This is a genomic window from Affinundibacterium danionis (assembly GCF_042432465.1).
In the GTDB taxonomy this organism is placed as follows: Bacteria; Pseudomonadota; Gammaproteobacteria; order Burkholderiales; family Burkholderiaceae_D; genus Undibacterium; species Undibacterium danionis.
Window position 1 is genome coordinate 39,483 of sequence record NZ_JBHLXJ010000005.1, and the last position, 22,450, is coordinate 61,932.

The 22,450-nt window shown below is 45.5% G+C and carries 20 protein-coding genes; 16 read left to right on the top strand and 4 right to left on the bottom strand.

Translation table 11 applies throughout. From position 1 onward, the window contains the following. Window positions 1-31 precede the first annotated feature (31 nt). The 11 genes from ACFFJH_RS05355 to ACFFJH_RS05405 all read left to right on the top strand — a co-directional run bounded on the left by ACFFJH_RS05355 (window position 32) and on the right by ACFFJH_RS05405 (window position 11,263). Complete coding sequence (locus ACFFJH_RS05355; protein ID WP_390210655.1) at window positions 32-691, top strand: MotA/TolQ/ExbB proton channel family protein; 660 nt, start codon at window positions 32-34, stop codon at window positions 689-691. 16 nt (window positions 692-707) lie between these two features. Beyond that, a complete protein-coding gene (locus ACFFJH_RS05360) occupies window positions 708-1,193 on the top strand; it encodes an ExbD/TolR family protein (protein ID WP_390210657.1) in 486 nt (161 codons plus the stop codon). A 119-nt stretch (window positions 1,194-1,312) separates the two neighbouring features. Beyond that, complete coding sequence (gene leuS, locus ACFFJH_RS05365) at window positions 1,313-3,994, top strand: leucine--tRNA ligase (protein ID WP_390210658.1); 2,682 nt, start codon at window positions 1,313-1,315, stop codon at window positions 3,992-3,994. Window positions 3,995-4,249: 255 nt separating this feature from the next. After that, a complete protein-coding gene (locus tag ACFFJH_RS05370) occupies window positions 4,250-4,768 on the top strand; it encodes an LPS-assembly lipoprotein LptE (RefSeq protein WP_390210659.1) in 519 nt (172 codons plus the stop codon). Window positions 4,769-4,791: 23 nt separating this feature from the next. After that, window positions 4,792-5,811, top strand: a complete 1,020-nt coding sequence (gene holA / locus ACFFJH_RS05375) for a DNA polymerase III subunit delta (protein WP_390210660.1) — start codon at window positions 4,792-4,794, stop codon at window positions 5,809-5,811. A 176-nt stretch (window positions 5,812-5,987) separates the two neighbouring features. After that, entirely contained in the window at window positions 5,988-7,274 is a 1,287-nt protein-coding gene (locus ACFFJH_RS05380) for a glutamate-5-semialdehyde dehydrogenase (protein WP_390210661.1), read from the top strand. 29 nt (window positions 7,275-7,303) lie between these two features. Next, window positions 7,304-7,726: a CopD family protein gene (locus ACFFJH_RS05385; protein ID WP_390210663.1), complete on the top strand. Its 423-nt coding sequence runs from the start codon at window positions 7,304-7,306 to the stop codon at window positions 7,724-7,726. A gap of 68 nt (window positions 7,727-7,794) precedes the next feature. Continuing rightward, window positions 7,795-8,400 (top strand): 2-hydroxychromene-2-carboxylate isomerase, encoded by a 606-nt coding sequence (locus ACFFJH_RS05390; protein ID WP_390210665.1) that lies wholly within the window; start codon window positions 7,795-7,797, stop codon window positions 8,398-8,400. Between the two features lie 187 nt (window positions 8,401-8,587). Then, entirely contained in the window at window positions 8,588-9,808 is a 1,221-nt protein-coding gene (locus tag ACFFJH_RS05395; RefSeq protein ID WP_390210667.1) for a THUMP domain-containing class I SAM-dependent RNA methyltransferase, read from the top strand. Window positions 9,809-9,939: 131 nt separating this feature from the next. Further along, window positions 9,940-10,686 carry an SIMPL domain-containing protein gene (locus ACFFJH_RS05400; RefSeq protein WP_390210668.1) on the top strand — a complete coding sequence of 249 codons (747 nt, stop codon included), beginning with the start codon at window positions 9,940-9,942 and terminating at the stop codon, window positions 10,684-10,686. Window positions 10,687-10,816: 130 nt separating this feature from the next. After that, window positions 10,817-11,263, top strand: a complete 447-nt coding sequence (locus ACFFJH_RS05405; RefSeq protein ID WP_390210669.1) for a GIY-YIG nuclease family protein — start codon at window positions 10,817-10,819, stop codon at window positions 11,261-11,263. A gap of 52 nt (window positions 11,264-11,315) precedes the next feature. On the opposite strand, the gene ACFFJH_RS05410 is transcribed toward ACFFJH_RS05405, so the two are convergent. The 4 genes from ACFFJH_RS05410 to ACFFJH_RS05425 form a co-directional block, all read right to left on the bottom strand. Then, entirely contained in the window at window positions 11,316-11,747 is a 432-nt protein-coding gene (locus ACFFJH_RS05410) for an SPOR domain-containing protein (RefSeq protein ID WP_390210671.1), read from the bottom strand. A gap of 98 nt (window positions 11,748-11,845) precedes the next feature. Next, complete coding sequence (locus ACFFJH_RS05415; RefSeq protein ID WP_390210672.1) at window positions 11,846-12,226, bottom strand: hypothetical protein; 381 nt, start codon at window positions 12,224-12,226, stop codon at window positions 11,846-11,848. Between the two features lie 54 nt (window positions 12,227-12,280). Next, window positions 12,281-12,706, bottom strand: a complete 426-nt coding sequence (locus ACFFJH_RS05420; protein WP_390210673.1) for a hypothetical protein — start codon at window positions 12,704-12,706, stop codon at window positions 12,281-12,283. A 235-nt stretch (window positions 12,707-12,941) separates the two neighbouring features. Continuing rightward, window positions 12,942-15,875 carry a M16 family metallopeptidase gene (locus ACFFJH_RS05425; RefSeq protein ID WP_390210674.1) on the bottom strand — a complete coding sequence of 978 codons (2,934 nt, stop codon included), beginning with the start codon at window positions 15,873-15,875 and terminating at the stop codon, window positions 12,942-12,944. 284 nt (window positions 15,876-16,159) lie between these two features. Between ACFFJH_RS05425 and ACFFJH_RS05430 the strand changes: the two genes are divergently transcribed. The 5 genes from ACFFJH_RS05430 (at window position 16,160) to ACFFJH_RS05450 (ending at window position 22,448) form a co-directional block, all read left to right on the top strand. Continuing rightward, window positions 16,160-17,632, top strand: a complete 1,473-nt coding sequence (locus tag ACFFJH_RS05430) for an NAD-dependent succinate-semialdehyde dehydrogenase (RefSeq protein ID WP_390210675.1) — start codon at window positions 16,160-16,162, stop codon at window positions 17,630-17,632. A gap of 377 nt (window positions 17,633-18,009) precedes the next feature. After that, on the top strand, window positions 18,010-19,218 hold the full coding sequence (locus ACFFJH_RS05435; protein ID WP_390210676.1) for a multidrug effflux MFS transporter: 1,209 nt from the start codon (window positions 18,010-18,012) through the stop codon (window positions 19,216-19,218). A gap of 165 nt (window positions 19,219-19,383) precedes the next feature. Then, entirely contained in the window at window positions 19,384-19,722 is a 339-nt protein-coding gene (locus tag ACFFJH_RS05440) for a hypothetical protein (protein WP_390210677.1), read from the top strand. Between the two features lie 95 nt (window positions 19,723-19,817). Beyond that, window positions 19,818-20,789, top strand: coding sequence for a helix-turn-helix transcriptional regulator (locus ACFFJH_RS05445; RefSeq protein WP_390210679.1), 972 nt, complete (start codon window positions 19,818-19,820; stop codon window positions 20,787-20,789). 201 nt (window positions 20,790-20,990) lie between these two features. Continuing rightward, a complete protein-coding gene (locus ACFFJH_RS05450; protein WP_390210681.1) occupies window positions 20,991-22,448 on the top strand; it encodes a hypothetical protein in 1,458 nt (485 codons plus the stop codon). Window positions 22,449-22,450: the final 2 nt, after the last annotated feature.

A 22,450-nucleotide genomic window follows, 5' to 3' on the forward strand; every position in this document is an offset into this window, starting at 1 on the left:
CGTTTAGAAAAAAACGCTGGAAGAACTTATCATGCCTATTACTATCACCCAATACTTGATGCAACTCGATACGCTGGGACGCGCGGTTGCCTTGCTTTTGATTCTAATGTCCCTCGTCAGTTGGTTCACGATTTTTTCTAAAGCTTGGTCATTTTGGCGCATACGTCGTGGTACTTCTGCCTTGCATTTCTTCTGGCAGGCACCCACTATGCAAGACGCCGTGAACTCTTTAGCGGTATCTGACGTCGAGAATATCTATACACCTTTAGCTAAGCAAGGCCTTGCTGCGTCCGATCCTCAAGTTCGTGCTAGGTCCATGATGGCCAATACAGATGCGGCTGACGTTATGACGCGTGTTTTGCGCGAAGAGCTCACGAGCGTTACTGTGCGTTTAGAATCTGGTTTAACCTTATTGGCATCAATCGGTGCGACCGCACCTTTCGTTGGCTTATTGGGTACGGTTTGGGGTATTTATCACGCGTTGACGGCAGTCTCTGGCTCATCGGCGATTCAAATTGATTTGGTGGCGGGGCCGGTGGGTGAGGCCTTGGTGATGACGGGGCTTGGTTTGATGGTGGCGATTCCTGCGGTACTTGCTTATAACGCCTTCAATCGTATCAATCGCATTACCTTTGCTGAATTAGATGGTTTTGCCTTTGATTTGCATGCTTATTTCACTAAGCTCAGTTGAGCACGACTAAGTCAATATGGGATTCGGTCAATTCAAAAGTTTGGGTGGTAATTCAGGCAAGCCGATGACGGCCATGTCGGATATTAATGTCACGCCCATGGTTGATGTCATGTTGGTATTGCTCGTGATTTTTATTATTGCGGCACCCTTGTTGAATCACGCCGTGCGGCTTGAATTGCCATCAGCCCAGGCACAAGCGGTTCCTCAAAGCGTCGAAACCGTGACGCTATCCTTTGATGCACAAGGTGGATTATTTTGGGATGCTGAGTTACTGCAATTAGATGAAGTGGAAAAACGTTTGACGTTGGTCGCTAAGCAAAAAACTCCACCAGAAATTTTATTGCGTGCGGATAAAGCGACCCGCTATGAATTAATCGCCAAAGTAATGGCTGCAGCGCAGAATAATGGATTGAATAAAATAAGTTTTGCAACCGAAGCAAAATCGAACACTCAGCCCGCAAAAACATCCCCGAAGAATACTGCAAAAGCTGCGAAAAACTAAGTAAAAGCGCGCTTTTTCTAAGCGGATTCCCTCATGTCTTCGCGCTTTAGCCTTATAATCTAAGGTTAATGTAGCCTTCACTTTTTACCAATTTTACTTATTTCTTCAATCGAATTGTCATGCAAGAAAAATATAGCCCAGCAGAAGTCGAATTAGCCGCCCAACAGCATTGGACCCAAACAAACGCGTTTAAAACGGTAGAGAACGATCCGCGTTTCCCCAAAGGGAAGTACTACGCTTGCTCGATGCTGCCATATCCATCTGGCAAGCTACACATGGGTCACGTACGTAACTACACGATTAACGACATGCTGGCGCGCCAATTACGTATGAAGGGCTATAACGTCTTGATGCCTATGGGTTGGGATGCGTTCGGTTTGCCAGCGGAAAATGCGGCGATTGCTTACAAAAAATCGCCAGCAGAATGGACTTACGCCAATATCGAAGACATGAAATCGCAAATGCAGCCATTGGGCTTGGCATTTGATTGGTCACGAGAAGTCGCGACCTGCGATCCAGATTACTACCGTTGGAACCAATGGTTGTTTTTGAAGATGTTGGAAAAAGGCATTGCTTACAAAAAAACCCAAGTGGTGAATTGGGACCCGATCGATCAGACTGTATTGGCGAACGAGCAGGTGATTGATGGTCGCGGCTGGCGTTCTGGTGCGATTGTTGAAAAGCGTGAGATTCCAGGTTACTACTTCGGTATTACGCAATACGCTGAAGAGCTGTTGTCCAGTATTGATCAACTCGATGGCTGGCCTGATCAAGTTCGCACCATGCAACGCAACTGGATTGGCAAGAGCGAAGGTGTGCGTTTCGCGTTCAGCCACGAAATTAAAGATGAAACTGGCGCTTTGGTACAAGACGGCAAGATGTACGTTTTCACCACACGTCCTGACACCATCATGGGTGTGACTTTCTGTGCCGTTGCCGCAGAGCATCCCATCGCTACTGTCGCTGCGAAGAATAATGCGAAGCTAGCGGCATTCATCGAAGAATGCAAAGCGGGTGGCACCACAGAAGCGGAAATGGCGACCAAAGAAAAAGAAGGTTTGCCAACAGGTTTATTTGTGACGCATCCATTGACTGGCGAGCAGGTGGAAGTCTGGGTGGGTAACTACGTCTTGATGAGCTATGGCGATGGCGCTGTGATGGGCGTTCCTGCGCATGATGAACGTGATTTCGCGTTCGCGAATAAGTATAAAATTGAGATTAAACCAGTCTATCGTAGCGTTGTAATTAAAGATAAAAACAGAGGCGAAGGACAATCGGTCGAAGATGCAACTGTCGAATTTGACTCGAATGTTTGGCATGACTGGTATGGTGATAAATATGATCTCTCTTTGTCCACAATTAACAGTGGAAAATACAATGATCTTACATTCAAGGAAGCATTCGATGCAGTTGCTGCTGATCTAGCTGAGAAAGGCGTAGGCGAGAAGAAAACCACATGGCGTTTGCGTGATTGGGGCATTTCTCGTCAGCGTTATTGGGGTACACCGATTCCTATCATTCATTGCGATGACTGTGGTGATGTGCCAGTGCCTTACGAAGATTTGCCAGTGGTGTTGCCGACCGAATGTATTCCAGATGGTTCAGGTAATCCATTAAAAACGCATGCAGCTTTCTTGAACGTGCCATGTCCGAAGTGCGGCAAACCTGCGCATCGTGAAACCGACACCATGGATACCTTCGTCGATTCCAGTTGGTACTTCATGCGTTATACCTGCCCTGATGCGACAACGATGGTCGATGAGCGTAACGATTACTGGATGGCGATGGATCAGTACATCGGCGGTGTCGAACACGCGGTCTTGCATTTGTTGTATGCGCGTTTCTGGACGAAAGCCATGCGTGATATGGGCTTGGTGGAAATTGACGAACCATTCAAGAACTTGTTCACGCAAGGTATGTTGTTGAATGAGTCTTACTACCGTGAAGATGCAAGCGGCAAAAAAGTATGGTTCTACCCGAACGAAGTGGAAGTGCAGCATGATGACAAAGGTCGTCCAATTTCCGCTAGTTTGAAGAGCGATGGACAGCCTGTGCAAATGGGTGGCATTGAGAAAATGTCCAAGTCCAAAAACAATGTGGTTGAGCCAAAAGATATTATCAGTCAATTTGGTGCAGATACGGCGCGTTTGTTCACCATGTTCGCAGGCCCACCAGATCAAAGTGCCGCATGGAGCAGCAGCGGTGTGGAAGGCGCATCACGTTATCTCCGTCGTCTGTGGGCGACGGCGTTGAAATTCTCTGCAACGATTGCCGCTGGCGCAACCCCTGCTGCGAACTACGCAGCAGATGTCAAGGCTTTGCGTTTTGAAGTACACAGCACCTTAAAACAGATCGATGGCGATTATGATCGTTTGCAGTACAACACGGTGGTTTCTGGTGCGATGAAATTGTTGAATACAATTGAATCGTTCAAATCAGAAGCAGAAGGTTCAGCCGCCGCAATGCGTGAAGCCTTTGGCATTTTGTTGCGCGCTTTGTATCCTGTTTGTCCGCATATTACGCATGCTTTGTGGAATGAGCTTGGCTATGCGAAAGACCTCGGCAGCATCATCGATGCACCGTGGCCACAAGTCGATGCTGCGGCATTGGTGCAAGATGAAATCGAATTGATGGTGCAAGTGAATGGCAAATTGCGCGGTAGTATCAAGGTCGCGAAAGATGCTGACAAAGCGACGATAGAAGCGGCAGCTGTAGCGAATGAAAGTGCGGCGCGTTTTATCGAAGGTGCACCGAAGAAGATTATTGTTGTGCCGGGTAAGTTGGTGAATATTGTTGTTTGAGTTTGCATAGTATTGCAGACGCAAAGTAAGTGGATGTCCTGTAGATTAGTTCCCTCTCCCGCAAGCGGGAGAGGGTTAGGGTGAGGGGCGTTCAGCAGTGAAAGAGTCGTAAGAAGGCAAATGAATTTGGAAAGCCCCTGTCATTTGTTTTCAATAATTTTATTCGAAGTTGAACCACCCTCATCCCCGACCCTTCTCCCGCTTGCGGGAGAAGGGAGTTTGAAATTCCAAGTTGTTAAGTAGAGTGAAAGCCTCATGAGCATAAAGCGTTCTCTAAAAATTGTTAGTTATATTGTTTTCATCATGGGTCTTAGCGCTTGCGGCTTCGCGTTACGCGGCGCAGTCGCGTTTCCGTTCCAAAGCATTTACGTCGGCTTGCCAGATAGTTCCGCTCTAGGCGGTGAACTCAAACGCAATCTACGTGCGAATGGCAAAACGGAAGTCACTACTCAAGCGACTTCGGCGGATGTGATTTTGGATGTGTTAGGTGAGTCGCGTGATAAGACGATCTTGTCACTGAATAGCCAAGGTCGTGTGCGTGAATTCAATTTACTGTATAACTTAAAATTTCGTTTGCGTGATAAGGCCGGACGTGAAGTATTAGAACCGACCACGATTAGCTTGAAGCGCAATCTCAGTTTTAAAGAAAATGAAGTCCTCGCGAAAGAAGCAGAGGAAGCTTTGTTGTATCGCGACATGCAATCAGAATTAGTACAGCAAATTATGCGTCGTCTCGCCGTTGTGAAGATGGACGCACCTGCTAAAGCAGACTAAGCAGGCTAAGGTTAAAACAGAATATGCAATTACGCTACGACGCTATTGATTCCCATCTCGCCAAAGGTTTGGCGGCGATGTACGTCATCTCTAGCGATGAGCATTTGCTAGTTCAAGAGACCGCTGACAAAATTCGTAAAGTCTCGATAGCACAAGGTTTTTTAGAGCGTGAAATTCTCACGGTGGAACGCTATTTCAAGTGGGGCGAACTGCTCGCTGCAAACCAATCACAATCCTTATTTGGCGATAAAAAACTGATTGATTTGCGTATTCCGACTGGCAAACCTGGCAAAGACGGCGGTGCGGCTTTACAAGAATATGTGCGAGATCTATCGCCCGATAATATCACTTTAATTACCTTGCCCAAACTCGATTGGGCAACGCAAAAAGCAGCTTGGGTGACGACGTTGCAGCAGGTTGCCGTCTATATCGACATCCCTTTAATTGAACGTGTTGCCTTGCCAAATTGGATAGGACAACGATTGGCTGTACAAGGCCAAAGTGCTGATCGTCAAAGCTTGGAGTTTATTGCGGATAGGGTGGAAGGTAACTTACTCGCAGCGCATCAAGAAATTCAAAAACTCGGTTTGCTACATCCACAAGGTAAATTGAGTTTTGACGTGATCCATGACGCCGTTTTAAATGTCGCTCGTTACGATGTATTCAAATTAAACGAAGCGATGTTAGTCGGTGATGTGGCACGCTTGGTCAGAATGTTAGATGGACTCAAAGGTGAGGGCGAAGCGCTACCTTTGGTCTTGTGGGCGATGGCAGAAGAGCTACGCACCTTACTTAAATTAAAATCCGGCGTCGCACAAGGACGCCCATTGGGGGCACTCTTAAAAGAGTACCGTATCTGGGGCCCAAGAGAAAAACTCATGGAACCCGCACTACGTCGCGTGAGTTTGGCGACCCTACAAGCAGCATTACAAGACGCTGCGCAAATCGACAAAATGGTGAAGGGCTTACGTGCACCAAAATTTGCTGGTGATGCTTGGGATGCTTTGTTACATCTCGGTTTGCGAGTAGCAAAAGCAAGTTAACGCTTCGCCAAATCGATTATTTGTCCGCATCGCGTTGTTGCTCATGCTCGCAATATCGGCATATAGGGTGATCTTGTAACACGTGCTCAGCATCTAGCGAAGTATCCCAAAAAGCGAATTTGCGATGCTTCGCGCCAACCAATCAATGATACTAATAGAGTTTAGATTAAACAAAAATGAGTACGGATCTCAATACCTACAATATCCAAGATTACATGCAGACATTGGGTCAGCAGGCTCGCGCCGCTTCACGTGCGATGGCTAAAGCCGATACCGCGACTAAAAATAAAGCTTTGCTGGCAATCGCAACAGCAATCCGTCGTGATGCCGCTTCTTTGCGTGCCGCCAATGAACTCGATCTAGTAGCCGCAAAAACTGCAGGAATGGATCCCGCGATGTTAGATCGACTTGCCTTGAGCGATAAAGCGATTGCCACCATGGCAGAAGGCTTGGAGCAAATTGCGCGTTTGTCTGATCCCATCGGCGAAATCTCGAATATGAAATATCGTCCATCTGGCATACAAGTTGGACAAATGCGCGTGCCGCTAGGTGTGATCGGCATCATTTATGAAGCTCGTCCGAACGTGACGGTGGATGCCGCTGGCTTGTGCATCAAGAGTGGTAACGCGACCATCTTGCGCGGTGGCTCCGAAGCTATTCATTGCAATCGCGCATTAGCGTTACTGGTGAAAGAAGGCTTAGCTGCGGCTGGTTTGCCGGAACAAGCGGTGCAAGTAGTTGATACCACCGACCGCGCAGCGGTTGGTGCCTTGATTACCATGCCAGAATATGTCGATGTAATCGTCCCGCGTGGTGGCAAGAGTTTGATAGAACGCTTGATGCGCGAAGCGACTGTGCCAATGATCAAGCATCTGGATGGTATTTGTCATGTTTATATCGATGATAAAGCGGATATTCAAAAAGCGATCGATATAGGATTTAATGCAAAATGCCATCGTTATGGTACGTGCAATACAATGGAAACTCTATTGGTGGCTGAAGCAATTGCACCGAAGGTTTTGCCCTTGTTAGCCGAGCGTTATTTGACTGAAAAAGTAGAATTGCGTTGTGATGCACAAGCAGCACAAATCCTACACGCTTATCCTCATCTAGCCCAAGTACAAGAAGCTGATTGGTCCACCGAATATTTAGCGCCGATTTTGGCAATTAAAGTCGTCGCGGACATGGCGGAAGCGATCGCACACATCACACAATATTCGTCCAAACACACAGAATCCATCATCACCGAAGACTATAGTCGCGCGATGGCATTTTTGCGTGAAGTCGATTCAGCTTCTGTGATGGTGAATGCATCGACCAGATTTGCGGATGGATTTGAATATGGGCTGGGTGCGGAAATTGGCATTTCTAATGATAAACTGCACGCGCGCGGACCCGTTGGTTTGGAAGGATTGACTTCTTTGAAATACGTGGTCTTTGGTCATGGTGAAGTTCGCCAATAACAGAAATATAGTCAAAAATAAGGTCATCCATGCTCTACGTCAAAGCATTTCATATCGTGTTTATCGCCTCTTGGTTCGCTGGCTTATTTTATTTGCCTCGTATTTTTGTCAATTTGGCGATGGAAAGTCATCAACCTAGCGTTGAACGCTTGCTGCTAATGGCACGTAAGTTATACCGCTTTATGACCATCTTGATGATTCCTGCATTGGTATTGGGCTTTTGGTTATGGCTAGGCTACGGTATCGGCAAAGGGCCGGGTAATGGCTGGATGCATGCGAAGTTAGCGATTGTAGTTTTGTTGATCGGCTATCACCATGCTTGCGGCAGTATCTTGAAAAAATTTGAACGCGGTCAAAACAAACGCAGCCACAAGTGGTTCCGCTTTTTCAATGAAGTACCAGTATTAATGATGATTGCGGCAGTGATTTTGGTGGTGGTGAAACCATTCTAAGATGTTTGTTAGCCGATAGTATTTGGTGTAAGTGATGCATTGATTGACTAATTTGTGGAGTGTCTTGCATGAGCAAAGTTTGTGATTACTATTTCGCACCCCATTCACCTTGGTCTTATTTAGGTCATCAACGCTTTATCGACATTGCAGGCAAACATAAAGTAAAAATCGCTTTAAAACCTTGTGACTTAAGCCGTGTTTTTGCAGCGTCGGGAGGTTTGCCATTAGCCAAACGCGCACCGCAACGACAAGCTTATCGTCTGATTGAGTTACAACGTTGGAGCGATTTTTTGCAAGTCCCCATGCATGTGCAACCACAGTTTTTTCCGGTTACGCCCGATCCCGCAGCGCGATTAATCATCGCTGCACAAATCGCGCATGGTAATGAAGTCGCATTGACTTTATCAACATCGATCATGCGTGCCATGTGGACAGAACAAAAAAATATCGCCGACGAAGCAACTCTAATTGGTCTCGCCTGTGATGCAGATTTAGATGGAAAGCAATTGGTAAAGTCAGCAGAAACCGCAGCAGTACAAGCTGACTATGAACGCAATACGAATGATGCGATTGCCGCCAATGTTTTTGGCGCCCCTTGGTATGTGTACAAAGGCGAAGGTTTTTGGGGACAAGATAGATTAGATTTTCTTGAACGCGCATTTGAAGAAAAATGAATAAATTTAAAGCCACTCAGCACAGAGACACAGAGAAAAAGAGTTTCTTGACTCCTGCTTTTCACCTTTACTCTGTGCCTCCGTGTTGAGAGGTTTTGTGAAGTAAGCAGTCAGCACGATTTAGTAAGCCCTCTGATCACGCAGCGTGTTCAGAGTTTTTAAAACCATGACGGAAAAAAGGTCCCCCATGAAAACACGTTATTCTTATTTTTGCCCATGCCCACGCGGTTTGGAAACGGCTTTAGCCGAAGAGCTCAACGAGATCGCCGATCTCAAATCCCCTAAGACGATACACGTCCACACACAAGTGCCAGGTGGTGTCCATTTCTCTGGTGAACTCAATGATGCGTATCGCGTCAACTTGCATTCACGTATCGCTTCCCGCGTCCTGTTGCGGATGGCGCACGGTGGTTACACCAACGAAAACGATATCTACGATTTGACGCTAGAACAGCCGTGGGAAGATTGGTTTGGCTATCACCACACGATACGCGTTGATGTCACTGCGGTGAAGTCGCCACTCAAGAGTTTAGAATTCACCACACTTAAAATTAAGGATGCGATCTGCGATCGTTTCCGCGATCAATTCACGCAACGCCCATCGGTTGATACCAAACAACCGGATATGCGCATCGTCGGTTTCTTAGATGCACACAACTACACCGTTTATCTCGATACTTCAGGTGAAGCCTTATTCAAACGCGGCTGGCGTTTAGAAACAGGCGATGCGCCTTTGCGCGAAAATTTGGCAGCAGGTTTGCTCCGTACTTCAGGCTGGAAACCAGGCGTACCTTTGTTTGACCCTATGTGCGGTTCGGGCACGATTTTGATTGAAGCAGCGCAAATGGTCGCAGGCATTCCACCTGGCATGCGCCGCGAATTTGCCTTTGAAAAATTTGCCGCTTTCAATGAAGAAGAATGGCAAGACATCAAAAAAAGCATACGCGCTAATCCATTACCAACCGAACCAACAATTTTCGGCAGCGATATTTCTGGCGACATGGTCAGCATGACGCGCAATAATTTGAACAAAGCGGGTATCAAATTTGAAGTACCACTCAAACAAATCGAAGCGCAAGAAATCAAAGCACCAACTGAGCAGCCAGGTATCTTGTTAACCAACCCACCGTACGGCGAACGTATCGGCGTACGCGGTGATCAAAGCTTCGAACCCGACGATCTAGCACGTGAATTTTTCGCCGCGTTCAGCGCCACATTGAAGCAACGCTTTGCTGGCTGGAGTGTGTTCTTGTTCACTGCCGATTTGAGTTTGCCAAAACTTTTACGCTTAAAAGAATCGCGTAAAACACCATTCTTCAACGGTGCCTTGGAATGTCGTTTATTCCGCTTTGATATGGTGGCGGGATTTAATCGTCGAGAAGCAGCTAAGCCTAAAGACGCTGAGTAATGTTGATGCTTTTTAGGTACGAATAGCGTAGCGCAGTCGTACCTATGCGTACCTATGCGCGCATCGAAAGTTCCGTAAGTCATGCCGCCGTTTTATATCTGTTTTTGATTTGTCTTTGAAGAGGGAAATTTGTGAAAAAGATTTTAGGACTATTTTTGTTTTGCGTCTTAACTGCGTCTGCACATGCACAACAAATGAGTGCCGGAAGCCAAGTGCTAGTCTCGGGTCGTGCGGATATTAAAGTAGTGAATGATCAGGCCGTGATTAGTTTTTACGCGGAAGAAGTCGATAAAGACAAAACGCTTGCCGCTACCCGCGTCAATCAAAAAATGAAAGCGGGTATCGAGTTTATTAAGCGGGAGTACAAAGAGATTGAGCTTAGTACGCGTAACTATCATTCTTCACAAGTTTATGAAGAGGTCGCGAGCAAGAATGCGAATGGTATGCCGACTGTGAAGCAGCAAGCAAATGGATGGCGCGTCGGGCAGTATTTAGATTTGAAAACGCGTGATTTAAAAAACTTGCCAGCAATGGCCTCCTATTTACAGAAAACTTTGGCATTGAATAATGTACGATTTGAGTTATCTGATGAAGCGAACAAGCGAGTTGAAGCCGAGCGCATCGTAACTGGCTATAAGAATCTCAATGAAAGAATAGCGATGATCGCACAAGCGATGGGGCGCCATTCATCTGATTTTGTAATTGACTCGGTCGATTTTGAAGGTGGTGAAATTGATCGCAGCCCTAATCGTGCTTACGGTAGAGTAGTTACCGTCTCTGCTAGCAACGTTCGTAGCGACAAAATCGTCGAGCCTGATTTTGAGCCAGGTATGAGCATGGTTAGCATTCGAGTGGACGCTAAGTTGCGGGTGAAGTAAACAAGCGTTCTTTTCGCTTTGCCGACACACACTTTTTATAACCTGTTCATATTTAAACCTCAACCACATGCGGGTTTGCAGAGAGTTGGATAAATAGTCTTTGTTTGGCACTCGTTAGACAAACGAAGCCATGAAGCCACCAACGCCCCCTGATCAATCATCTCTAAGCACCCGCGAATGGTGGAGCTGCGCTGGGATTGTCTATTTTCTTGCAGTTGGTGATCCGTTTATTGCTATAAAGATCGGGGTCGCCGCGCAGACCGGGACTAAAGACTTACGATCTACCGTCAAGCGCAGGCTCGATCAAATCCAATCCTCCAATCACGAGCCAGTTCAATTGTTTGGTCTAATTTATTTCGAGAAAAGTGTGCATCGATATACGATGTGGCAAGCTGAAGCCCTGGAACGCGAGCTTCATAATGAGTTCCAGTCTCATGCTCGTTTTGCGAGAGATACGCGAGGCTCGGAATGGTTTAATGTGTCAGACGATTTGATCAAACGTATACAGGAAATTGCAACGTCTCCAGAAAGTTTGGGACTGCCAAGATTCTTCTGTAGTCCAATTGCAGAACCTTGAGTCTGAAAGCCTTCCGGACTTCAATTGTGCATTGCAAATTGTAGTCATCAATCTAGGTCTTACCAGAACTCAATTCCTCAATGATCGCCTGAGCCGCAAAGATGGCTTTACCCACCACGAACACACGGAAACGTGGGGCCCTAGCTCCACCATAAGGTATCTTGTCTTGCCAAGATTGGATGTCGCCTTCCTTGAGTTTGGCAGTCAATCTATTCGCGTCTTCTTGAGATCGAAAAATACCCACACAGTGATCGTGGCGCATTTCCATGATGTGTTTGAAAAAGAACTCACAGGCTAGCGGCTCTTCTTTTGATACATAGATCGGTGCGTCGTCTCTGCCACGTTCGGTATAGTAAATCTGCCATTCAGTTCCGTTGTGTGTCAGACAGAACGCATCGGACGCATTTCCGCGTGTGCCGATGGCATATAGATGAGGGTTGCAGCCTTCTTCAGCGAGGCGTTCAGATAGCTGGTGGGTGTTCATGGTCTTGAATGAAGTTGGGTACGTGGGGTTTGTTTGGCATGAATCGCTTAGCGTGGATAGCTCAGTTTTTTTAAAAACAGAGGATAGGGATTTGAATTTCATAATCCAACGCCCCACCGTTGCACGCTAATTGATGTGACTTTCTCCGCGCTTGAGATTTCCACCAGCACGACAACGTCGTATTCCATTAAAAAATGATGTCCGACTTTACGTTCTATCATTAAATGATAAGAAGGACCAGGCGGCGCAGACACGCAGCACTTTAGTTCGGCACCACGCGCTCTAAAAAAATCTTGCGCTTGCAGTTTAGTCGAACCAATTGGCAAGTTGGCGCTGGTTTCTTTTTCCCAATAGTGAATTCGTGTATCGACGGCTGTTGTTGAACAGCCAGTGATAAGTGTTATTAGTAGAAAAATCAGTGGTAAATAACAGGCAGCCAAGCTTAGCGGTTGATATGAGTTGAGGTAGTGTGCTTTCATTTTTTTGACTAGATATTCATTGCAGTAGTCCTACAGTTCTGTCTACACAAGGGTTTACGTATAGGACTTAATCTTGGTGTATTGCTCGAGAAAGCTACCGTATATGTCGACAGATGCATCATAAAAATCCTGAGAGTGCGCAATTTTTTCGGATGCATCGAGTAGTAGTTTCTTCGTTTCACTCGACATCAGTTCTGGCATCTTGTCCAACAACCACGACATACGAATCAAGAATGACGATGCACCGTCTGCGTCACCGCGAGCACGTTCAGATAACAGGTAGGCGACTAGGGCAGGCGCATAGAAATTAAAAAGCCCATAAGGCATAGACAATAATTCTTCTCCGTAGAAAATGGCGTTATTTTCAAAGAGCTCCAAAGCATCCTCAAAAGATTTTCCGAAAAAGTGCTCACGTATGTAGGGCGCCTCAAGATCGTTTGGATCTAACGCCGCCCAGTCAGCTTTGCTTGGTAGTCGCATTGATAGTCTATGTTGAAGTGAACTGTGGTTTAAGAGCTGCCCGATGAAGGCTGGATGTGCGGGAGAGTATGGTACCGATTGATTAGTTCTTAATAGTATATTTTAGCGTAAATTGTTTCGTTTGCACTGAGCTGATTTCATCAGCAAAAGAGTGCTTAGGCGTGGCCTGGCGATGCCTGCGCACATCGTGTTTTGTATATTTGGTCAAATGAAGGTCAAGCTATTCAGTTGCTGTTTATTCAGTTGCTGTTGGAGAGGGCGCGTTTGCTTTTGGCTTTAAAACCGTTTGTATGACATTGGCGTCATTGAGAAAGCGTTTTGCGGCTTTTTGAATTTCTTCTACAGTGATGGCTGACATCCATTCTGGTGTTTTGATAAATAAATCTAGGCTAGTGTTGTACCTTCCAGCTTCTAACATGGCGTTACGCCACGCAATATTATTTACCATATTTTCTTTGTGGCTCAGTATGGCATTTTTCTTTACTTGTGCGAGTTCTTCTGCAAAATTTTCACCTGCAGAAATCGCCTTAATTTCTTCGAACACGGCAGCGATCACTTTGTCAGTATTTTCAGGCGCGCATGGTAGGTTAAAGGTGATCTCGAACTGAGGGTGAGGCACTCGCATATAGTCACTATCAATACTTGCTGTATATATTAACCCCAGTTTTTCTCGAACAATTTTTTCCAACTTTATTTGCAGCACTTCCATCAGCGTATAGAAGCGTGCACGTTCTTCTCTTTCGTAATCAATCGAACCTGAGAAAAATAAATTCACAATACTTTTATTGTCTGATCCGGCAAAAAAATCTTTTTTAATATTCCCTGATAGTGCTTGTAGGCCAATATCTCGATAGCGTGTTGGCTCGTCTGTACTGGGTAATGTTGCTATATATTGCTTAAGTAATTGGCGCATTTTTTTCAAGTCAAAGTTCCCCACAATGACCGCTGTGGCGCCATTGAAGTTGTTATATCTTTGCTGATAAATTTCTAGCTCGTTCTCCATATTGAGTTGATCCAAATCCTTAGGCGATAATTGGCGCGGTGCCCGAGGATGTTGGTCGTAGATAAAGGAACTACGTTGATTAAAATAGATAATTTCAGGGCTTGATGCTGCGTGGACTAGCGAGGCTTGGAAGTTTTTTCTACTCGATTCAAAAAGCTCAGTATCTTTTCTTGGACTTGTGATTCTCAGGAATAATATTTGTAAAAAGCTTTCAATATCCCTTGTGGTAGAGCTTCCATATAATGAGTCCGAGTATGTGCCTATATTCTGGATTAGCGAGTATCGTTTGCCAGTTCCAAGATCACCTAGTTCTGAGGGAGTAAACCGATCTAAACCCATCGAAGTTACCAAATGATTGGAAAAATTTGCGGCCATTATTTCGTTGTCAGGAAATAGCGATGTGCCACCAGATTTTTCTAAGGTGAATATGATTTCATCATTTTTGAAATGTGTAGGCTTTAGTAAAACCCTAATGCCATTCGATAAAATTAAGTTGCTTACGTTGAGCGCCTTGTCATAGGTCTCGTGCAATATTTTTCCTGGGATTGGTTTGTGCTCCATCAACTGAGTGAGTTGTCTACGGGTTACTGGTACGGTGACTATCGCATTCTCGGCATTCACGACTTCATCGACTAACTCTGACTCGGTTGGGATGAGTTGGTTATCCTTGCTATTACCCAGATATGCCAAGAGTTTATGTTCGGTATTTTTATATACCGTTTTTGCATGTGCATTGACATTTTCAAGGGAGATTTTTACCAATACTTGTTTGGTGTAATTCACATCTTGTTCTGTGCTGAAGATGCTTGTTCCATATAAAAAATGGTTGATGTATTCCGTAACATAGCTGTTTGATTCGTAGGTTTTTGCTTCTTTTAATTGAGTGTCTTTTGCTGCCACAATTTGCTTTTTCGCTTGATCGAACTCTGTGTCACTAACTCCGTATTCATGGACGCGTTTTATTTCTGCAAATAGCGCATCAATGGCCGCTTTGCGGCCTGCGGAACCAATTCCAACAATGAGCGAAGAAAAATTATGACTGCCAACCAGTTCGAGATCTTTTAAAGCAAAACCCGAGAAAGGTGCATTCGGTTTTTGAGTCACATCAGTTAAGCGACGGGTTATTATCTTGCTCAATAATTCTTCGATTATGGAGCGTTTATAGTCCGCTATGGTCGTGTCGTTGCGATATGTTTCGGGTGAGTAGGCGAACAACAAGATATTTTGTGTTTGTTCTTTGTCAGTCAAAATAATCGGTTTGCTAGCAGTAAATGCTGGAATGCTTTCGTTCTTTTTTTGACGCGGCATATCAGGGTTTTTCAAGCCAGCGAAGTGTTCGCGTATCAATGCTTCAGCAGTTGCTGTGGAAACATCTCCTACGACGATGACTGCCATCAAGTCAGGACGATACCAATCTCGATAGTAACGGCGTATGGTCTCAGGTTCCGCATTCGCTATAGTGGATTCTAATCCGATCGGAATTCTGATCGCGTATTTTGAATGGTTGAGGAGTTCGGGTCGTAACACGGTCATCATTCTTTCCATAGCGCCTTTTCTTAAGCGCGCTTCTTCCAGAATGATCTTCCGCTCCTTTTCTATTTCCTCGTCGCGCATGTCAAGACCGCTGGCCCAGTCTTGTAGTACCGTAAAACCTAGCCTTAAGTTGTCTTTTTTATCGGTAGGTACTGGGAGCAAATAACTCGTGTTGTCGAATTGTGTAGTGGCATTTAAATCAGCGCCAAATTGCAAACCGATTGAGCGCAGTGCGTCCACTAGACTATTACCCGGGAAATGACGGCTGCCATTGAAAGCCATATGTTCAACAAAATGGGCGACTCCTTGTTGATCATCATCTTCGTCGATTGAACCCGCTTTGATCACTAGACGGAGCTCAACTTTTTGCTTGGGATGGTCGTTTGGTTTGATGTAATACGTCAATCCATTTGCCAGCTTGCCTATTTTGACTGTGGCGTCAGTTTTTAAAAGCGTATTTTGTTCCGACGTTGACGATGTTTTGAATTTATCCGTATTCGTATTATTCGCATTACTGGCATTAGTAGGCGAAGAGGTCGCTGCTTGTGTCAATGCTGATGTCGATGTAGAGCAAAGTGCAATGCAGACCAACATACAGAAGAGGGAAATTCTATTGTGCTGAAATAAGCTCATGAGCGTATGTTTTGATGAAAAATAAGTGGCAAATTATACAATTTATTTGAATTTATATAAATATGGTTGTGATAGTTTTTTGAGTTGTTGAATAGATGATAGATAGTAGCGACGGCATGCTTATGTAAATGGTATCGCTAGGTAATACATGCCTGAGCATGTTGCTTACTTTTGGCGTATCCTTACGGTCTTCCATACTGGATGAAAATAGCGCACTTTTAGGTAGTTTTTTTGATCGTAGCGCTAGCCTATCATCTTGAAACTAGCCTCATTTACTGAACGTCATGACTTCATACACACGCCCCCAACTCAAAGACAATACACTCATCCACGACCATGCCTTCATCCAAAATAACTGGATAGAAACCCCAACAAAATTCGCAGTGCATAACCCCGCAACCGGTGCCTTAATCGCCGAAGTAGCGAACCTCGATATCTCGCATGCGCAAGACTCAATTCACGCCGCGCAAACAGCATTGCCAGCTTGGTCAGGATTAACCGGTAAAGAACGCGCGAACATTTTGCGTAAGTGGTTTGATTTGATCGTGGCGAATGCCGACGATTTGGCCGCCATCATGACCGCGGAGCAGGGTAAGCCTTTGGCGGAAGCGAAGGGCGAAGTTTTGTATGGTGCGAGTTTTGTCGAATGGTTTGCCGAAGAAGCGAAACGGGTATCAGGCGATGTATTGGCATCGACTTGGGCGGATAAACGCACGATGGTATTGAAGCAACCTATTGGGGTTTGTGCAGCGATTACCCCTTGGAATTTTCCGTTAGCGATGATTACGCGTAAGGTAGCGCCCGCGTTGGCAGCAGGTTGTACGATCGTGATTAAACCTGCGGAGCAAACGCCATTGTGTGCGTTGGCTTTGGCGGATTTGGCTTTGCGGGCGGGTATGCCGGCAGGTGTGTTGAATGTGTTGACCGCCGATGCGGAGCAATCGATCGCGATTGGTCGCGTGCTGTGCGGTAGTTCGGTGGTACGACATTTATCGTTCACTGGTTCGACCCCAGTCGGTCGTATTTTGATGCAGCAATGCGCGCCAACTTTGAAGAAACTGGCTTTGGAGTTGGGCGGGCATGCGCCGTTTATTGTGTTTGAGGATGCCGATGTCGATGCTGCGGTAGAAGGCGCCTTGCAATCGAAGTTCCGCAATGCCGGACAGACTTGTGTCTGCACCAATCGCTTTTATGTACACGAATCTTTATACGAAGAATTTTTAACGAAGTTTGCGCTCGCCAGTAAGAAAGTAGTAGTAGGCGATGGCACGCAAATCGGCGTGAAGCAAGGCCCATTGATTGATCAACAAGCTTTGGAAAAAGTACAAGCGCACGTTGCTGATGCGGTGGCACAAGGTGCTCGCGTCTTGGCGGGCGGCAAGTCGCATGAAAAAGGTGGATTATTTTTTGAACCAACCATCATTGCTGACGTCAATCATCAGATGCTGGTGATGCGTGAAGAAACCTTTGGTCCTTTGGCAGCGGTAACGCGCTTTAGTAGCGAAGAGGAAGTGATCGCTGCTGCGAATGATACGGATTTTGGCTTGGCGGCGTATTTCTATGCTCGCGATATTGGCCGCGTGTGGCGCGTTGCTGAAAAATTAGAGTACGGTATGGTCGGTGTCAATACAGGATTGATCGCGAATGAAGTGACGCCGTTTGGTGGCGTTAAACAATCTGGCTTGGGACGCGAGGGTTCTAAATATGGGATGGATGAGTATTTGGAAATGAAATATGTTTGTTTGGGTGGGATGTGATTTTTTTAAATTCTCTTCTATAAGGGATCGCTGTCATTACCTGAGGAAGGTAAAATTGTAGGGCGGGTGCAACCCGCGCCGCCAGCCCTCCGAGTGTCTATGCAGCGCGGGTTGCACCCGCCCTACGAGATAGTTGAACTTAGTGGTTTAGTCGTTTGAAACCCATCCCCATCCCAGCCTTCCCCTTGAAGGGGAAGGCGCTTCAATAACAATCAAATAATGTTGATCTGAGATTGGCAACTAATAGTCAGCGAGTCAGCGATTTTCAGTAATCATTAATATTGGCAATTAGTAGCAATTAGCTGCAATCATTAGCAAACACTAGCAATTCACCAGCATTTGTTTTGCGTAAAATAAAAAAGAACAGAAAGTAGGCGATGCATTCCAAAATTAAATTGAGTAACGCGGGTCTGGCAACTTTACTCGCTGCCTTGTCGATGCTGGGGCCTTTTTCGATAGATGCCTATTTGCCAGCGTTTTCTTCGATACAGGCTAGCTTGCATGCATCGTCGATTGAGGTGCAACAAACTTTAACCGCCTATATGTTGTCGTTCGCCGTGATGACCTTGTGGCATGGCGCTTTGTCAGATTCTTTTGGGCGTCGTAATGTAGTTTTAGTAGCATTGGTGGTTTTTGCGATTGCGTCTTTTGGTTGTGCCTCGGCGCATAGCGTGCATTATTTGTGGGGCTTTAGGATTATGCAAGGTGTTGCCGCTGGTGCTGGGATGGTGATTGGGCGTGCGATTGTGCGTGACCTGTATTCCGGTGCGCCTGCGGAACGCTTGCTATCTTTGGTAACAATGATCTTTTCGATCGCGCCTGCAATTGCGCCGATTATTGGCGGTTGGGTGGTGTCGAATTCGGATTGGCGCACCATTTTCTTGCTATTGTTTGGCTATACCGTCGTCTTATTTATTGGTTGTTATAAATTTTTGCCAGAGTCTTTGCCGGTTGAAAAGCGCCAGCCATTTAATGTGGAATTTTTGTGGCGTAGTTATGGCGATGTATTTAAGTCTCCCGGTTTTCATTTTATGGCGGGCACGATAGCTTGTAATTTTGCTGGGATATTTTTATTTATCTCATCGGCTCCCGCCTTCATCACACAACATTTGAAACTGGATGCGCAAAGTTTTGGTTGGCAGTTTGTACCTATGGTGGGAGGAATTTTTCTTGGCTCATTGGCGGCTAATCGCTTAGCAGGACGTTTGACAATTCCTAAACAGATCGGGATTGGCTTCATGTGTTTGATGGGCGCTGCAACAGTGAATGTTCTGTTCCATTTCTTTTCTGCGCCTATGCTGCCGTGGTCGGTGATACCTTTGTTTTTTTACGCTTTTGGTATGTCGATTGTATTTCCTGGTGCGACTCTGATGGTGTTGGAGTTATTCCCAAACATCCGCGGTATCGTCGCGTCCTGTCAGTCAGCTTCCGTTACTTTGTTAAGCGCATTTGTGGCCGGTGTGATGGCACCCGCACTGGATCATTCTGTGTTGTCTTTGGCTTTAGGGCAGTTAGCTTTTGCCACCATGGGATTATGTCTTTGGTATGCAGGTCGGGGTTATGCACGCTCACAAAAAGGAGAATGATCCACATACATAAAATTGTTACTATTACTCGCATTGATGATCAAACTATATTAAATCAGATCTTCTCATTTTAAATTTTCTTGCGACACAAAACGTCGCACTGTAGTGACATAATCTCTTTGCTTACCCAAAGACACTGTATCCTCACTATATGAAGTCCCAACAATGAGAACTCCACCTGAATTCGAAGATCGTTTACCTGCACTTATCGATGCCTATCCTCGGCTTTTTAAAGGTAGTGTACGAGACCCCTACTCTTATCTTGGACCTGGCTGGTTTTCGATTGTTAATCAACTCTGTCAAGTCATCAATGCAAGCTTAAGTGATGCGGAATCAGATCAATTTTACGTGACGCAGATCAAGGAAAAAACAGGTTTTTTACGATTCCGGTTTGCGTGTTCAGAAGCAATGCGTCCTCAGATTCGTGCGCTTGTGAGAGCCACAGAAGATGCCACCATGACTATTTGCAGCGATAGCGGTAAAAGCAAAGAAAAGCCCATTTAAAGACACCTACTCCAAGACTGCAAACTCGATACGTACGCGATAGTTCGTATGTGGGAATTTTTTTCGCGGGTAATAACTTAAGAAAAGGTAGAAATATGTCAGGTGAATACGAAGCATCAGATGCAAAAAAAATGGTCTTGGAAATTCTTAAACGCATTCCCAGACAAGGCTTCATTTCAACAAGCACATTACATCAACAACTAAAAAGCGCGGGTTTTGTCAGAGACAAAAGAAGCATACAGCGGCAGTTGAAAACCTTAAGCAATATGTTTGATATTGAGCGCGATGAGCGCAGTAAGCCTTATGGCTATAAATGGAAAGCAAATGCTGGTGGCCTATCTTTACTTTACCTAAGTGAACAAGACTCACTGCTGCTCGCTTTAGCGGAACAGCATTTGAAAAATTTATTGCCTGTGAGCGTGATGAACTCAATGAGCGGCTTCTTCGAACAAGCTCGACTCAATTTGAATTCATTGGAGCAGCCCCAAAAATATACGGAGGCCTCACGATCACGTGAATGGCAATCAAAAGTCAGAATCGTTCCAGAAACGCAAACACTCATTACACCTAAAGTTAAGGCAAATGTATTCGAGGCAGTCAGTTCGGCCTTATACGCTAATCATTGGTTAGATGTCTCGTATAAACGAGACGGTAAACTTAAAAAATACAAGGTCATGCCACTAGGCTTAGCGCAACAGGGGCCGCGCCTGTACTTGGTCTGCCGATATGATGGGCACACTAATGAGCGTAGTCTTGCTATGCATAGACTACTGTCAGCCACGGTGTCAACGCTCACTTTTGAACGACCAGTAGAATTTAATTTGGATACCTATACCAATGACGGACGATTTGGCTTTGGTGAGGGCAAACGCATTCAACTTATTTTTACAATCGATAAAGCCATGGGAGAACATCTACTGGAAACGCCCTTATCGAAAGACCAAACAGTGGAAGAAGAGGGTGACACCTATCGCATCAGCGCCACCGTTGTGGATACTAGGCATCTACGTAGGTGGCTACTCGGTTTTGGTGATGCGATTACTGAGATAGATGGATTTGATCTTTAGATCAAAAACGCTTGAAGGCTCAAAAAATCTCGCAACATCTAAAGTAATTTAAGGACTTGACCACTAAACATGCTTGCACCTTTTGTGCTGGCAGGGGATTTATTTTTCTTTTTTCGAGAAGATAACGTAAATACCAAGCGTATGCTGTGGTTATCACTGGTGTTTCGACACACTATTTTCAACAATCACATGGAGTTTTGTATGGGCCGCTTTCTGTATTTTTCTCTGTATTTCTTATTTATGCTACCGACGTATCTTCTTCCGTACTTAGGTTCGAATTCGTCTGTTATCCACGCCGCACTTAGCGGCGCTGCGAATAAATTATGGATATTAACCACTGTACACCTAGCCTCGTTACTCATTCTGGTGTTCGTCGCTTATCTTCGAGGTAGAACAAATGGTAAAAGCGCATTATTTGCGTTGCCTCTTTGCGCAGGTCTATTTGATGTCATTCCAATTCTCAGCCTAATTCCACTCGTCCCCACTATTTTGCATGTAATCGCTTTGGTCATGGGCATGCAGGTATCCAAAACAAGCGTAGATGAATCAAACGATCGACGGGATATGAAAAAATGTCCGCAATGCGCTGAATACATCAAGAGAGAAGCGATCATTTGCCGTTATTGCCAATGCCACCAAAATGCAGGTGTAACGAGGACTAATTCTGCACCAGACAACGCGCCTGATGCCGTGTTGTCATCCATCAAAAAAGACCAAAGCATCACCGCCACATCGACATCAGTAAATTCAAAAGAGACGCGTCAATTTACCTCGTTGAATGAATTGCGCCCATCACCAACCGATGAGGAGAAACCAAAGAAGTACTACTTTCTGATTGCGTGTGTAGTGGTTGGGTTAGGTACAGTTGGCTATTATTTTAACCATCACAGCGCACCAGTTGCAATGACACGTCAAGTTCCGTCATACACAGCACCAGCGACGATTGTGCCTCTTTGGACTACGCCAGAAGCCGTGAAAGCCTCCGTAAAACAAGCGATGACAGACATCTATGGGAACTACGATACGACGCGTGATTGCAGTTTAACTTCGGAAACCCAATACAACAACCGCTATTGCATGGAAATTTTTGAAGCGACCAAGCGACAAACTGCCACCGGAGAGCGTATCTACGTCACCCTCAGTAGTAATGCAATGAATCAAGATGACGAGATCGCTGATGGCCACGTTTCACCTGGCATGGTTGGTCTATTTGTCTTAGAAAATCAATCAGGAAAATCGACGCGCATTGCTAGTAGTCCGCAGATATTACACGGCACTTTTGGTATGCCGCCATCCGACATGAAGCTAGTCAAATTAGGCCCATCCGACTACTGGGGATGGCAGATCGCCAGCGCCGAGTGCCATCAAGGTGCATGTGCAGGTTTTAATCACCTATACGCGCCTTATGGCAAAACTATAAAAAATCTCGCAAGCATTCTGACTTCCTACCACTATGATGATGCGCATACCGATTTAGACGGAACGCTGGTAATTGATACCACCGCAATGAGCGAAAAAGTGTTTCCACTGTCAATGCGGGTGGTTGGAAAAAAAGACGGTATCGATGTCGGTGCTGCCCAATGCCTATATGCGTTTAATGCGAAGACGTGGGGGTATGTTGAGGCTAAGGATTGTCCTTTGGGGGATATTGGGTTTTAGTT

Excerpts from the sequence above, each read along its gene's own strand:
- ACFFJH_RS05355 (WP_390210655.1), top strand. The coding sequence starts at position 32 with ATGCCTATTACTATCACCCAATACTTGATGCAACTCGATACGCTGGGA.
- ACFFJH_RS05360 (WP_390210657.1), top strand. The coding sequence starts at position 708 with ATGGGATTCGGTCAATTCAAAAGTTTGGGTGGTAATTCAGGCAAGCCG.
- leuS (WP_390210658.1), top strand. The coding sequence starts at position 1,313 with ATGCAAGAAAAATATAGCCCAGCAGAAGTCGAATTAGCCGCCCAACAG.
- ACFFJH_RS05370 (WP_390210659.1), top strand. The coding sequence starts at position 4,250 with ATGAGCATAAAGCGTTCTCTAAAAATTGTTAGTTATATTGTTTTCATC.
- holA (WP_390210660.1), top strand. The coding sequence starts at position 4,792 with ATGCAATTACGCTACGACGCTATTGATTCCCATCTCGCCAAAGGTTTG.
- ACFFJH_RS05380 (WP_390210661.1), top strand. The coding sequence starts at position 5,988 with ATGAGTACGGATCTCAATACCTACAATATCCAAGATTACATGCAGACA.
- ACFFJH_RS05385 (WP_390210663.1), top strand. The coding sequence starts at position 7,304 with ATGCTCTACGTCAAAGCATTTCATATCGTGTTTATCGCCTCTTGGTTC.
- ACFFJH_RS05390 (WP_390210665.1), top strand. The coding sequence starts at position 7,795 with ATGAGCAAAGTTTGTGATTACTATTTCGCACCCCATTCACCTTGGTCT.
- ACFFJH_RS05395 (WP_390210667.1), top strand. The coding sequence starts at position 8,588 with ATGAAAACACGTTATTCTTATTTTTGCCCATGCCCACGCGGTTTGGAA.
- ACFFJH_RS05405 (WP_390210669.1), top strand. The coding sequence starts at position 10,817 with ATGAAGCCACCAACGCCCCCTGATCAATCATCTCTAAGCACCCGCGAA.
- ACFFJH_RS05410 (WP_390210671.1), bottom strand. The coding sequence starts at position 11,747 with ATGAACACCCACCAGCTATCTGAACGCCTCGCTGAAGAAGGCTGCAAC.
- ACFFJH_RS05415 (WP_390210672.1), bottom strand. The coding sequence starts at position 12,226 with ATGAAAGCACACTACCTCAACTCATATCAACCGCTAAGCTTGGCTGCC.
- ACFFJH_RS05420 (WP_390210673.1), bottom strand. The coding sequence starts at position 12,706 with ATGCGACTACCAAGCAAAGCTGACTGGGCGGCGTTAGATCCAAACGAT.
- ACFFJH_RS05425 (WP_390210674.1), bottom strand. The coding sequence starts at position 15,875 with ATGAGCTTATTTCAGCACAATAGAATTTCCCTCTTCTGTATGTTGGTC.
- ACFFJH_RS05430 (WP_390210675.1), top strand. The coding sequence starts at position 16,160 with ATGACTTCATACACACGCCCCCAACTCAAAGACAATACACTCATCCAC.
- ACFFJH_RS05435 (WP_390210676.1), top strand. The coding sequence starts at position 18,010 with ATGCATTCCAAAATTAAATTGAGTAACGCGGGTCTGGCAACTTTACTC.
- ACFFJH_RS05440 (WP_390210677.1), top strand. The coding sequence starts at position 19,384 with ATGAGAACTCCACCTGAATTCGAAGATCGTTTACCTGCACTTATCGAT.
- ACFFJH_RS05445 (WP_390210679.1), top strand. The coding sequence starts at position 19,818 with ATGTCAGGTGAATACGAAGCATCAGATGCAAAAAAAATGGTCTTGGAA.
- ACFFJH_RS05450 (WP_390210681.1), top strand. The coding sequence starts at position 20,991 with ATGGGCCGCTTTCTGTATTTTTCTCTGTATTTCTTATTTATGCTACCG.